This window comes from Ferrovibrio terrae (assembly GCF_007197755.1).
GTDB lineage: Bacteria > Pseudomonadota > Alphaproteobacteria > Ferrovibrionales > Ferrovibrionaceae > Ferrovibrio > Ferrovibrio terrae.
The window spans coordinates 2,250,880-2,263,644 of the sequence record NZ_CP041636.1; the positions used below are offsets into that span (position 1 = coordinate 2,250,880).

13 protein-coding genes and 1 other RNA gene are annotated in these 12,765 nt (G+C 63.6%); 4 read left to right on the forward strand and 10 right to left on the reverse strand.

Annotated features, from left to right (window positions below):
• Positions 1–9: 9 nt before the first annotated feature.
• The 5 genes from ftsY to FNB15_RS10970 form a co-directional block, all read right to left on the reverse strand.
• Complete coding sequence (gene ftsY, locus FNB15_RS10950; protein ID WP_144068734.1) at positions 10–957, reverse strand: signal recognition particle-docking protein FtsY; 948 nt, start codon at positions 955–957, stop codon at positions 10–12.
• Positions 954–2,213 (reverse strand): tRNA (N(6)-L-threonylcarbamoyladenosine(37)-C(2))-methylthiotransferase MtaB, encoded by a 1,260-nt coding sequence (gene mtaB, locus FNB15_RS10955; protein ID WP_144068735.1) that lies wholly within the window; start codon positions 2,211–2,213, stop codon positions 954–956. The genes ftsY and mtaB overlap by 4 nt, the downstream gene beginning before the upstream one ends.
• Positions 2,213–3,034 carry a diaminopimelate epimerase gene (gene dapF, locus FNB15_RS10960; RefSeq protein ID WP_144068736.1) on the reverse strand — a complete coding sequence of 274 codons (822 nt, stop codon included), beginning with the start codon at positions 3,032–3,034 and terminating at the stop codon, positions 2,213–2,215. Before dapF ends, mtaB begins: the two co-directional genes overlap by 1 nt.
• Before the next feature lie 136 nt (positions 3,035–3,170).
• Positions 3,171–3,677 carry an Hpt domain-containing protein gene (locus FNB15_RS10965; RefSeq protein ID WP_144068737.1) on the reverse strand — a complete coding sequence of 169 codons (507 nt, stop codon included), beginning with the start codon at positions 3,675–3,677 and terminating at the stop codon, positions 3,171–3,173.
• Between the two features lie 14 nt (positions 3,678–3,691).
• Positions 3,692–4,189 (reverse strand): response regulator, encoded by a 498-nt coding sequence (locus FNB15_RS10970; protein ID WP_144068738.1) that lies wholly within the window; start codon positions 4,187–4,189, stop codon positions 3,692–3,694.
• Between the two features lie 224 nt (positions 4,190–4,413).
• Here FNB15_RS10970 and FNB15_RS10975 point away from each other — a divergent pair, with 224 nt between their 5' ends.
• Positions 4,414–5,619, forward strand: coding sequence for a multidrug effflux MFS transporter (locus FNB15_RS10975; protein ID WP_144068739.1), 1,206 nt, complete (start codon positions 4,414–4,416; stop codon positions 5,617–5,619).
• Positions 5,620–5,649: 30 nt separating this feature from the next.
• On the opposite strand, the gene thyX is transcribed toward FNB15_RS10975, so the two are convergent.
• Positions 5,650–6,588 carry an FAD-dependent thymidylate synthase gene (gene thyX, locus FNB15_RS10980; RefSeq protein WP_144068740.1) on the reverse strand — a complete coding sequence of 313 codons (939 nt, stop codon included), beginning with the start codon at positions 6,586–6,588 and terminating at the stop codon, positions 5,650–5,652.
• A 110-nt stretch (positions 6,589–6,698) separates the two neighbouring features.
• On the opposite strand from thyX, the gene ssrA reads away from it, so the two are divergent.
• The 3 genes from ssrA (at position 6,699) to FNB15_RS10995 (ending at position 9,377) form a co-directional block, all read left to right on the forward strand.
• Positions 6,699–7,040: a transfer-messenger RNA gene (gene ssrA, locus FNB15_RS10985) on the forward strand.
• A 155-nt stretch (positions 7,041–7,195) separates the two neighbouring features.
• Positions 7,196–7,708 (forward strand): SspB family protein, encoded by a 513-nt coding sequence (locus FNB15_RS10990; protein WP_144068741.1) that lies wholly within the window; start codon positions 7,196–7,198, stop codon positions 7,706–7,708.
• A 58-nt stretch (positions 7,709–7,766) separates the two neighbouring features.
• A complete protein-coding gene (locus FNB15_RS10995; RefSeq protein WP_144068742.1) occupies positions 7,767–9,377 on the forward strand; it encodes a fumarate hydratase in 1,611 nt (536 codons plus the stop codon).
• Between the two features lie 49 nt (positions 9,378–9,426).
• On the opposite strand, the gene FNB15_RS11000 is transcribed toward FNB15_RS10995, so the two are convergent.
• The 4 genes from FNB15_RS11000 to FNB15_RS11015 are packed head-to-tail and all read right to left on the reverse strand — an operon-like array spanning position 9,427 to position 12,732.
• The gene (locus tag FNB15_RS11000; RefSeq protein WP_144068743.1) at positions 9,427–10,140 is read right to left on the reverse strand and encodes an ABC transporter ATP-binding protein; all 714 of its coding nucleotides are present in this window, start codon (positions 10,138–10,140) and stop codon (positions 9,427–9,429) included.
• Positions 10,137–10,868: an ABC transporter ATP-binding protein gene (locus FNB15_RS11005; protein ID WP_144068744.1), complete on the reverse strand. Its 732-nt coding sequence runs from the start codon at positions 10,866–10,868 to the stop codon at positions 10,137–10,139. Before FNB15_RS11005 ends, FNB15_RS11000 begins: the two co-directional genes overlap by 4 nt.
• Positions 10,865–11,866, reverse strand: a complete 1,002-nt coding sequence (locus tag FNB15_RS11010) for a branched-chain amino acid ABC transporter permease (protein ID WP_144068745.1) — start codon at positions 11,864–11,866, stop codon at positions 10,865–10,867. Before FNB15_RS11010 ends, FNB15_RS11005 begins: the two co-directional genes overlap by 4 nt.
• Positions 11,863–12,732: a branched-chain amino acid ABC transporter permease gene (locus FNB15_RS11015; protein WP_144068746.1), complete on the reverse strand. Its 870-nt coding sequence runs from the start codon at positions 12,730–12,732 to the stop codon at positions 11,863–11,865. Before FNB15_RS11015 ends, FNB15_RS11010 begins: the two co-directional genes overlap by 4 nt.
• Between the last annotated feature and the right edge of the window lie 33 nt (positions 12,733–12,765).

A 12,765-nucleotide genomic window follows, 5' to 3' on the forward strand; every position in this document is an offset into this window, starting at 1 on the left:
TCAAGTCAGTTACTGATTGAGACCGGCGAGCGCGCGGGCAAAGCCCTGCGCCGAGAATGACTGTAGATCAGCAGCCTGTTCGCCGACGCCGATGTAATGCACCGGCAGTCCGAACTTGTCGGCGATCGCCACCAGCACGCCGCCACGCGCGGTACCATCCAGTTTGGTCACCACCAGACCGGTGACGGCGCAGATCTCCTTGAAGATCTGCACCTGGTTGATGGCGTTCTGGCCCGTCGTGGCATCCAGCACCAGCAGCACATGATGTGGCGCATCGGGCACCTGCTTCTTCAGCACGCGCACGATCTTGGCAAGCTCCTGCATCAGGTCGGCCTTGTTCTGCAGCCGGCCGGCGGTATCGATCATCAGCACGTCGATGCCGTCGGCTTGTGCCTGCGTCATGGCATCGAAGGCGAGGCCAGCCGCATCGGCGCCGGTCTCGCGCGCCAGCACCGACGCTCCGGCCCGTTCGCCCCAGACCTTCAGTTGTTCCACGGCGGCAGCGCGGAATGTGTCGCCGGCGGCCAGCATCACGCGCTTGTCATTGTCACGCAGCTTGCTGGCGATCTTCCCGATCGTCGTGGTCTTGCCGACACCGTTGACGCCGACCACCAGAATCACTTGCGGTTTCGCACCTTCCAGCAGCAGCGGCTTTTCCACCGGCTGCAGCAGTGACGTCACGGAGTCTGCCAGTGCAATGCGAATCTCTTCGGCTGAGATGTCCTTGTCGAAGCGATCCTTGGCGATCGCAGCGACGATCTTGCCGGCAGTGCTGACGCCGAGGTCAGCGCCGATCAGCGTCTCTTCCAGTTCATCCAGCGCGGCGCGATCAAGCTTGCGCTTGGTGAACAGTGCGCCGATCTGCTCGCCCAGCTGTCCGGCCGAGCGCGACAGGCCGGCTTTCAGGCGGCCGAACCAGCCAGTTTTCTTGTCGCCGCCAGTTTCCGTTTCGCTCATGCCGCATCCAGCCAGAGTTTGCCATCGCGCACTGCTGCGATGCGGGCCGCGATAATGCTGCCCTTGGTCATGTGATCGGGCAGCACGACGGGCGCATAGGTCTCGTCACGGCCCACGCCAGCCTGCTCGACCAGGATCTGTGCTTCCACGCCAATGCGTCGGCTGAGGAAACGTTGCAACGCTGCATCGGCGGTCTGGCGCAGGATGGCGGCACGCGCCTTGCGCAGCTCGACCGGCAATTGCGGCATGCGCGCGGCCGGCGTACCGGGGCGCGGCGAATAGGGAAATACATGCACGAAGGCAAGGCTGGCCTCGTCGATCAGGCTGCGACTGTTCTCAAACGCCGCTTCGCTCTCGGTCGGAAAGCCGGCGATCAGGTCGGCACCCAGCGCGATGCCGGGCCGCAACTCCTGCAACCGCTGCGCCATCTCCAGGGCTTGGGCGCGGCTGTGGCGGCGTTTCATGCGTTTGAGGATCAGGTCGTCGCCGGCCTGCAGGCTCAAGTGAGCATGCGGCATCACGCGCGGTTCGTCGGCATAAAGCTGCAGCAGCTCGTCGTCGATCTCGGCGGGATCCAGCGAGGAAAACCGCAGGCGATCCACGCCCGGCACCAGATCGAGCAGCCGGCGCGCGGCATTGCCCAAAGTCGGCTTGCCCGGCAGGTCATGGCCATAGGAGGTGATGTCGACGCCAGTCAGAACGAATTCGCGATAGCCACGCCCGACCAGCGCGCGGGCCTGTTCGATCACGGCGCCAAGCGGCAGCGAGCGGCTCGGGCCACGACCATAGGGAATGATGCAGAAGGTGCAGCGGTGATCGCAGCCCTGCTGGATTTCGAGATAGGCGCGCGGCCGGCCGGGGAAGTGGCTGACGGCGGGCAAGGCTGCCGGCGCGTCCTGCAGGATATCGCCCACTGCGATGCGACTGCTGCCGGCGCCGAGATCGCGCCAGACAGTCTCGTTCAGCTTCTCGCGATTGCCGATCACATGGTCGACTTCCGGCATTGCCGAGAAAGCGGCGGCATTGATCTGCGCGGCACAGCCGGTGACGACGATGCGGGCATTGGGCTGTTCGCGGCGCAGTCGGCGGATCGCCTGCCGCGCCTGCTTCTCGGCTTCCGCGGTCACGGCGCAGGTATTCACCACCACGATATCGTTGCGGCCATGCTTATCCAGCGCGGCGCGGATCGCCTCACCCTCATAGGAGTTGAGGCGGCAGCCGAAATTCAGGACGTCGGACTCTTTCGCTGCCGACATCACGCGGCGTCGTGCAGGGCGGCCCAGAAGGTCGGCGGGATTTCGCCGCGGAAGGCCTCGGTGGCCGGGCCGGTCATGTAGATATGATTGTCAGCGCCCCATTCGATGGTCAGCACGCCGCCATCCAGCACGATCTGCGCCTTGCGCTCGCTCAGATCGCGGCGGGCAGCGGCGACCAGCGTGGCGCAGGCGCCGGTGCCGCAGGCGCGCGTGATACCGGCGCCGCGTTCCCAGACGCGCATGCGGATCTGCTTGCGGTCGATGATCTGCGCGAATTCCACGTTGATGCGCTGCGGGAACAGCGGATCATGCTCGATCTGCGGGCCGATCTCGGCCAGCGGTACGGCCTCGGCATTGGGCACGAAGAACACGACATGCGGGTTGCCGACATTGACGCCGCCCGGCTTGTCGTAGCCGGCATGACTGTAGGCCATGCTCATCGTGTTCATCTCTCGCGACAACGGAATCGCCTGCCAGTCGAAACGCGGCTCGCCCATGTCAATGGTGATCACGCCGCTGGCGCCGGACCGGGCATTCAGCCAGCCGCCCAGCGTGTCGATGCTGACGGCATCCTTGCCATTCTCACGCATCAACAGGGTGGCGACGCAGCGCGCCGCATTGCCGCAGGATTCCACCTCGCCGCCATCGACGTTGTGAATACGCATGAAGGCATCCGCCTTGTCCGAGCGCTCGATGGTGATCATCTGGTCGAAGCCCACGCCGCGCTTGCGGTCGCCGAGCAGCTTCACGGCCGCCAGGTCGAGCGGCAGGCTGTGGGCGCGCGCGTCCAGCACCACGAAATCGTTGCCGAGTCCGTGCATTTTGACGAAGGGCAGGGGGCGGTGGGATACATGCGGGGGTTATAGGGCTGGTGAGGGGGTGGAGTCCAGATAAGGTCGGCCGGGCTGGAAAAACAGGGGCGGGAAAACCCGAAGTCCCGAGATATTCCGGGGCGGCCTACGGGGTTGGTTTGCCCGGCTTGGCTTTGTCCACCGCGGCTTTCAGCGAGGCGCGCAGTTGGGCCTCCAGCGGGCCACCCGAACCTTTGATCTTGTGCGACACCACCACGTAGAGGGTGTCGACATGGATGGAGACGATTTCCTGCTGCAGCTCGTCGAGGTCTTCCAGCTCTTTGAGGAAATCGTGCAGTGATTTGGCAAACTCGGTCAGCAGCGGATAGCCGAATACGCCGCCCATACCTTTGATCTGGAAGGCTTCCTCGCGGATGTGGTCCAGCACCTCGCGGCGGGCGGAGGGATCGGTGGCGGCGCGGCCCAGCGCCTCGCGCAGGCCTTTCAGGCTTTCCACCGTCTCATTCAGGAACTCGGCCGAGGAATTCTCGACCAGCTGCTCCATCTTCTTGAGGGTTTCCTCGTCAAGCTTGATGCTCATGCCGGTCTTGTAATTGACCGCCTTGCGCTTCAACTCGCCGCGATTGGGGATGATCTGGGCTTTGTTACGCATCGCGCGTGGCCCGGCTATTCCGGCTTCTGCTGGCGACGGTCGGGCCCTTCGAAGGGAATCTGCTGCCGGCGGCGGTCGGGGCCGAAATAGCCTTTCACGCTGACGAAGTCGCGCGGCCGTGCAATCACCGAAACCAGGCGGCGATACATGCCGTCCGCCGTGAAGGGTTTGGCAAGGAACTCGGTCACACCCTTGTCGCGCGATTCCATAACGTATTCGACTTCGGAATTTGCGGTCAGCATGATCACCGGCATCATGCGGTCTGGCGAGCCGCCGTCGGTGCGCAGCCAGTCGAGCAGTTCCAGGCCGGACCGCGGCTTGAGATTCCATTCGGTCACCAGCACGTCGTAGCCGCCGGCGCGCAGGTTGGCGATCGCCTTCTCGCTGTCGCGCGCGGTGGTCACCTGCGTGCAGCCGAGCATCATCAGGATGTCTTTCACCAGCTGGCACATCAGCCGATTGGTATCGACGACCAGAAAGCGGACATGGCTGAAATCGATTTTTTCCGACATCCCCTTCGACCGCCCCTCTGCTCACAACCCGAATACGCGGGTAGGTCAGCTTTTTCTGACTGCACGGGCTCTTGCCCGTGCTTGACTGCGCTGTGCTAGAATCGTGGAAATACTTTTGCGATCATATATATACTGGCAGTCCGGTGAAGCCAACCAATCCGTGACACCTGTGAGGGGATTGGCTGGCCTTTTATTCTACCTGCCACTTACCGCCTCTGGGCCCGATGTCCAAACCCCCTGCGCCGGCCGGCCTGCTTCTGCTCATTACGATCCTGTATTCCAACGGGATTCTGGCGGCCACCATGTACCTGCCGTCGCTGCCCACCATCGGCGAGCAACTCTCTGCGCCGGCAGATGTTCTGCCCATTACCCTGACGGCCTATTTCCTCACTTTTGCCGGAGGCCAGCTGCTGTTCGGTCCCTTGAGCGACCGTTACGGCCGGCGGCCGCTGCTGCTCGGCGGCCTGATGATCATGGTGGCCGGTTCCACGGCCTGCGCCCTGGTCGACAGCCTGCAGGGTCTGCTCTGGTCCCGCGCGGCGCAGGGGCTGGGCGCTGCCAGTGCCATGGTCATCGGCCGGGCCATCATCAACGATGCCTACGACCGTACACAGGCTGCCCGCGCTACCTCGGTGATCAGTGCGGCGATGGCCCTCGCGCCGATCGTGTCGCCGCTGCTGGGCGGCCTGATCGAGCATTATATCGGCTGGCGCGCCAATTTCTGGATCAGCGGCGGCATCACGCTGTCGGTGATGCTGATGCTGGCGCGGCGCATGCCGGAAACCTATACGCCGGGCCTGAACAGTGGTCCGCTGCTGCCGGGCATTCTGCGCGCCTACGGTTTCCTGCTGGGCAGCCGCATCTTTCTCACCTTTGGTCTGCTCAACATGGCCATCTTCGCCGGCCTGCATGGCTTCAGCGCCGCCGCGCCTTCGGTGCTGATCGGCAGCATGGATCTCGATCCGGTCAGTTTCGGCCTTCTGATGGCGTTCGGCAGCGCCGGCTTCTTCATTGGCGCGGTGGTCTCCTCCTGGCTTGGCGCGCGGCTTGGGCTGCGGCGCATGGTCGATCTCGGTGTGGTCTGCATGCTGGGCGGCGCCCTCGGCCTGGCGGTCTGGGTCGAGGTTTTCGGCCCCAGCATCACCGCCATTGTGGTGCTGCGCATGATCTGGGCCATCGGCATGGGACTGGCGCTGCCCAACTCGGTGGTGGCCGCGGTTGGCGTCAATCCGGCCACCATCGGCGCCGGAGCCGCGCTGTCCGGTTTCCTGCAGACAATGGGTGGCATCATGGGATCAGCGGTGAATGCGCTGTTCCCGGCCGGCGACGCACTTTCGCTCGGGCTGGCATTTGCCTGCACCGCGCTGTTCGGTGCCACAGTGTGGTGGATGAACCGCGATGCCGCCGCACCGACCCTGAGGGCCGGTTGACGCTGTAGCCCAAGGGCATCAGCCCAGGAATCAGCCCTGGGGCTTCAGCACATCCATCAGCTCACGCCATTCGCGCGCGCTCAGGCCTGATCCGGCCTGGTCGACCTGCTCGCCGGCCAACATGCGGCGCACGGCCTTGATGGCGGTGGCGGAAAGCGCTGCCCCGCCGATGCGATATTCCCTGAAGGCGTCGTAGCAGGCCGGCACCCAGCGCTGCACGGTGTCGAGCATGGCTTCGGCATAGACGCGGATTTCGTACTGCGCATGGCTGTCGGCCCGCAGGCTGAGGAAGTGCAGCAGATTCAGCAGGTCGGTCTTCCAGTACCACTGGGTGTAGAAGTTCACCGTCAGGTTCATGCGGGCAAGTTCGCGCGCCAGGCCTTCGCGATCCTCGTCGCGCTTGCTGCCATCTGGCTTCTCGTTGAGCATTTCCTCATACGAGGCGTAGCTCTGCGCGGCGTCGCGCTTCAGCAGGTCCAGCACGCGGGCGGCTTCTGAACCCGTCAGCACATCGCCGCGGCCCTGGCGGTTCGAGCTGGACTGCGCCGCCAGCTGGTCCGGCGCCGGGATGTAGAATTCGTTGTCGAGGATCGAATAGCGCGCCGAGTATTCGTTCACATTGGCGGTGCGATGGCGGATCCACTGGCGCGCCACGAAGATCGGCAGCTTCACATGGTACTTGATTTCGCACATCTCGAACGGCGTGGTGTGCCGATGGCGCATCAGGTAGTTGATCAGGCCGCGATCCTCGCTGACCTTCTTGGTGCCGCGGCCATAGGAGACGCGGGCCGCCTGCACTACCGCCGAGTCGTCACCCATGTAATCGATGACCCGGACGAAGCCATGGTCGAGCACGTTGAGCGGCTCGTACAGGATCTCTTCCAGCGCCGGCACGGTGGCGCGGCGGGTGGTCTGGCTCTGGCTGCGCAGGGCGGCGATTTCGGCGGCCTGCTCCGGCGTCATGGTCATGCGGCAAATCTCCGGGCAATACCGGCGACTCGGGCCGCCGGGCGAAAGCAGGAGGTTATAGACCGCCACCCCGAGTCCGCCCAAGTCTCCCGGAAGACCGTTCGGGTGGGGCCCTTCAAAAACCCCTCCGGACACACTAGATTAGGTCTGTCGGGGCAACCCGACTATGGCGATAAACGCCGTGCGGAATAGGCGTTACGGACCCGGGGGCAGTACCCGGCGCCTCCACCATGAGCCCAGACTGGTGACCCCAGATTGGGCCGTTATCGGCCACTCTGGGCTGATGCTGGGGGCGAATCAGCTTCGACGTGCGCAGTAAAAACACGGTTTTTGCCCGGCATGATACCGCCGTTATCGGGTCAACCTCTAAGTGCCAACGACAATCGCGTTGCACTCGCTGCCTAATAGGTAAGCGCGGCTCGGGGGGCGCCGGGCAACAGAAGCCCCCCACTTTCCGTTAAGACCCTCTTTTCTGATAAGGGCCCCCTTTTCTGATAAGGGTACGGACAATAGCTGTGGATGACCCCGGCTATAGCCCGGCTTGGAATTGAACCCCCCGAAGCAGAGGGGTAAAATGGTGCAATCGCGTTATCGAGAAGATTCAGTCATGGCCGGCAAGCTGCTCGACTATAACCTCCTGGTGGAAACCGCGCTGCGTGGCGCGGTGCGCGAGGCGCTGAAGCGCGCCGCGGAATTCGGCCTGCCCGGCAACCACCATTTCTACATCACCTTCCGCACCGACCAGACCGGCGTCGAACTGCCGGACTATCTGCATGAGCGCTATCCGGAAGAGATGACCATCGTGCTGCAGCACCAGTATTGGGGGCTGGAGGCGCATGAAGACTGGTTCCAGGCCACGCTCAGCTTCAATAAGGTGCCCGAGCGCCTGGTGATCCCCTATGCGGCGATCACGGCCTTTGCCGATCCCAGCGTGCAGTTCGGCCTGCAGTTCCGCGTCATGCCGAATGCGGAAAACCGCCCGGCCATGGCCACGCCCGCGCCGATCGGCAATGCCGAGCCCGGCCAGGCCGGGGATGCCGACGCGACTACTGAGGATTCAGCCGAGCGCAAGACCGGCGACGTGGTTGCGCTGGATGCCTTCCGCAAGAAGAAACCCTAGACCGCCTTTTCTTTGCCGGCTCAAACCCTGGAGCCGCAGACCAGCCCCGGAGACGACAATGCCCGAGTTCCGCTACGAGGACCTGCTTCCGCTCGGTCCCGACACCACGCCCTATCGCAAGATCTCCGGCGACGGCGTCGAAGTCATCAAGGCGGCCGGCAAGGACATCCTGCAGGTCAGCGACCAGGCGCTCGGCGATCTCACCTTCAACGCCATGCGCGACATCGCGCATCTGTTCCGTCCCGGCCATCTGGCGCAGCTGCGCGCCATCCTGGACGACAAGGATGCCTCGCCCAACGATCACTTCGTAGCATTAGAGCTTCTGAAGAACGCCAATATCTCGGCCGGCATGGTGCTGCCGTCCTGCCAGGATACCGGCACCGCCATCGTGATCGGCAAGAAGGGCCAGTATGTCTGGACCTCTGGCAGCGACGAGGCGGCGATCTCGAAGGGCGTCTACCGCACCTATACCGAGACCAGCCTGCGCTACTCGCAGCTCGCGCCGCTCACCATGTTCGAGGAAAAGAACACCGGCACGAATCTGCCGGCGCAGATCGAGCTCTATGCCACCGAGGGCGACGCCTACAAGTTCCTGTTCATGGCCAAGGGCGGCGGCTCGGCCAACAAGACTTATCTGTTCCAGCAGACGCCTGCCGTGCTGCGTGGCGACAACCTGATCAAATTCCTCGATACCCAGATCAAGACGCTTGGTACGGCCGCCTGCCCGCCCTATCACCTGGCTATCGTGATCGGCGGCCTCTCCGCTGAATTGAACCTCAAGACCGCCAAGCTGGCCTCGGCGCGCTATCTCGACCATCTGCCGACCAAAGGCAGCGACGCCGGCCATGCCTTCCGCGATATCGAATTCGAGCAGAAGATTCTCGAACTCACCCGCGCCAATGGCATCGGCGCGCAGTTCGGCGGCAAGTATTTCTGCCACGACGTGCGCGTGATCCGTCTGCCGCGGCATGGCGCCTCCGTGCCGGTCGGCATGGCGGTGTCCTGCTCGGCCGACCGCCAGGCGCTGGGCAAGATCACCCGCGATGGCATCTATCTCGAACAGCTCGAAACCAATCCGGCGCAGTATCTGCCCGAGCGGGAAGACAAGCTGTCGGCGGAAGTGGTCAGGATCGACCTGAACCAGCCGATGAGCGAAATCCGCAAGACGCTGTCGCAGTATCCGGTCAAGACGCGGCTGTCGCTTAGCGGCACGCTGATTGTCGCCCGCGATCTGGCGCATGCCAAATTCGCCGAACGCATCGAGCGCGGCGAGGGCCTGCCCGACTATGTGAAGAACCACATGATCTATTATGCAGGCCCGGCCAAGACGCCCGATGGCATGGCGTCCGGCTCGTTCGGCCCGACCACGGCCGGCCGCATGGATTCTTATGTCGGCACGCTGATGGAAAACGGCGGCGGCTTCATCAGCCTCGCCAAGGGCAACCGATCCAAGCAGGTGACCGAAGCCTGCAAGAAATACGGCGGCTTCTATCTCGGCTCGATCGGCGGTCCGGCCGCGATCCTGGCCAAGAACTGCATCAAGAAGGTCGAGCAGCACGAATATCCCGAACTCGGCATGGAGTCGGTGTGGAAGATCGACGTGGAAGACTTCCCCGCCTTCATCATCGTGGACGACAAGGGCAACGACTTCTTCGCCAATCTGGCGTAGCCCACGCTTCTTCAGAAAATGAAAAGGCCACCGCGAGGTGGCCTTTTCATTACAGCCCCATATAGGCCTGTCGCACGCGATCGTCATGCAGCAGGTCCTGCCCGCTGCCCTGCATCACGATGCGGCCGTTCTCCAGCACATAGGCATGGTCCGCCAGCTTCAGCGACACCGCGACATTCTGCTCAACGAGAATGACGGTCAGGCCGCGTTTCTCGTGCAGCAGCCTGATGATGCGGAACACCTCCTGCACCACGGCAGGGGCAAGACCGAGCGACGGCTCGTCGAACATGATCAGGTCTGGCTGGCCCATCAGGCAGCGGCCAATCGCCAGCATCTGCTGTTCGCCGCCCGACATGGTGCCGGCCAGCTGGTCGCGCCGTTCGGCCAGACGCGGGAAGAGCTGGAACACTTCCTCCAGCGTCGCCTTTTCCTTGCCACGCGCACGCGGCAGCAACGCGCCCATTTCCAGATTCTCCATCACACTGAGCGAAGGGAAAATCTGGCGGCCTTCCGCCACCTGGCCGATGCCGAGGTTACAGACTTTATAGCTGGGCAGTCCGCCGATCTGCGCGCCCTTGTAGCTGATCTGGCCGCGTCGCGGCGTCTCGATGCCGGCGATGGTGCGGATCAGCGTCGACTTGCCGGCGCCATTGGCGCCGACGATGGCGACGATGCTGCCCTGCGGCACTTCCAGCGACACGCCATCCAGCGCCTGCGCATCACCGTAGAAAACATCGAGGTCTTTCAGGACGAGGCTGCTCATACCTCGGCCTCCTCGCCCAGATAGCATTCCAGCACGGCCGGGTCGCGCACCACCTGCTCCGGTGCGCCATCGGCGATCACCTGGCCATGATGCAGCACCACCACATGCTGCGACAGCGCCATCACAGCGCGCATCACATGCTCGATCAGCAGAATAGTCAGCCCCTTGCGGTTCAGGTCGCGGAACACCGCCACCATCTGGTCGGTCTCGGTCGGGCGCAGGCCCGCCATCACTTCATCCAGCAGCAGCAGCTTCGGATCGGTGGCGAGTGCGCGCGCCACTTCCAGCCGTTTGCGTTCGGGCAGCGTCAGCTGCGCGGCCGGCTGGTCGCGCTTGTCGAGCATGCCGAGCTGGTCGAGCACGCCCTCGGCTTTCTTGCGCGCCGCGCGCGTGCTGGTCTCGTTGCGCAGCGCGCCGACGATCACGTTTTCCAGCGCGGTGAGTTCCTTGAAGGGCTTCACGATCTGGAAGGTGCGCCCGATGCCGGCGTGGCATATCTGGTCAGGCCGAAGCCCCGCGATGCTGCGGTCGCCGAACATGATGCTGCCTTCGTCGGGATTGAACACGCCGGCGATCATGTTGAAGCAGGTGGTCTTGCCGGCACCGTTCGGGCCGATCAGGCTGACGATGCCGCCTTGCGGCACGGTCAGGCTGGCCTGGTTCACCGCGCGCAGGCCGCGAAAGCTTTTCGAGATGCCGGTGACGGCAAGCAGCGGCGTCGCGCTCATGAGCGGTCCTCCAGCTTCAGCCATTTGCGCAGGGGCGGCCAGATGCCGTTCGGCAGCCACATCACCACGGCCAGCAGGCAGAAGCCGTAGAAGAGCAGCTTCACGCCCGGCAGTTCATAACCCAGCGCCACCATGATGTCGTTGAGTGCCTCGGCCAAAGCGGTCAGCACGAAGGCGCCGAGAATAGGTCCGAACAGCGAGCCGACGCCGCCGATGATGGGCCCCAGGATCAGTTCGATCGAGCGGTTCATGCTGAAAATCTGCTCGGGGAACAGGTTGTTGTAATAGAAGGCGAAGAACACGCCGCTGAGCGCGGTCATGCCGGACGAGATCGCCACAGCGATCATCTTGTAGCGGAAGATGTTGATGCCCAGCGTCTGCGCGGCCTCAGGCTCCTCGCGGATCGCCAGCCAGTAATAGCCGATGCGGCCGGTCAGCAGCCAGCGGCAGAAAATGAAGGCCAGCACGGTGATGGCGAGCAGAATGTAATAGAACATCATCGGCGAGCCGCGCAGGTTGAGCGGATCGTTCATGCTGTACTGCGTCACCGGCAGGAAGAAGCCGCCCGAGCCGTTCACCCACATGAAGTGATCGAAGCCGACGCGGGTGAATTCGGCAAAGGCGATGGTCAGCAGGGCGAAATACACGCCGCCGATGCCGAAGCGGAAGGCGAGGAAGCCGATCACCAGGCCGGCGGCCATGCTGATGATGATGGCGATCCAGACGCCCACCCATGGCCCGATGCCGAAATGCACATAGAGCGCGGCCGCGGTATAGGCGCCGAGGCCGACATAGAGCGAATGGCCGAGGCTGAGCTGGCCGGCGAAACCCATCATCACGTTCCAGGCCTGGCCGGTGTAGGCGAAATACAGCACTAGGATCAGCACCGACAGGATGTAGTTGCCGACGAACAGCGGCGCGACCAGCAGGAAGGCCAAGAGCAGGCCGAGCAGGACCAGGGCGCGCTTCGGCACGCCATCGAGCAGACGCGCGATCATGCCTTGCGCCCCAAGAGGCCCTGGGGCCGGAACAGAAGAACCAGAATGAGGATGGCGACGCCGAACATGGTTTTGGCCGAGGGTGCGAAGAACAGGCCGGACATGGCTTCCGACAGGCCGATCAGCACACCGCCGAGCAGCGCGCCGGGCATCGAACCGAGGCCGCCGATAATGACGATGACGAAGGCCTGCAGGGTGAAGACGGGGCCAATGTTAGGCGTGGTGTCGATCAGCAGCGTCATCATTGCACCGGCGGCGCCGACGATGGCCGAGCCGATGCCGAAGGTGAGGGCATAGAGGTGTTTGATGTTGAGGCCGATCACCAGAGCGCCGAGATGATTGTCGGCGCAGGCGCGGATCGCCTTGCCAGTGCGGCTCAGCTTGAAGAAGGCAAACAGCCCGGAGGTAATCACCAGGGCCAGAACGGCGGTGATCACGCGCACCTTGTCGATCAGCAGCGGACCGACCTCGATGGAGTCGAGTGCATAATCGACCAGCACGTTGCGGGCATCGGGCCCGAAGATCATCAGCAGGCCGTTGACCATGATGATCGCCACGGCGGCCAGCAGGATGAACTGGCTGTGTTCCGGGCGATTGATGAAGGGATTGATCAGCACCGACTGCATCGCATAGCCCAGCGCGAACAGCAGGACGGCAATCGGGATCATGGAAATCAGCGGGTCGATATTCCAGGCGCTGAAAGCGACGATCGCGGCATAAGACGCGATCGTCATCATCTCGCCATGGGCAAAATTGACCACGCGGACCACTCCGAAGATGACCGACAGGCCCAGGGCCATCAGGCCGTAAACCAGTCCGGTCAGGATGCCCTGTACGGCAACAGTCAGAATCAAATCAGCAGGCATCGGTTTCTTCGTGTGGTCATGCGTGGGTTATGA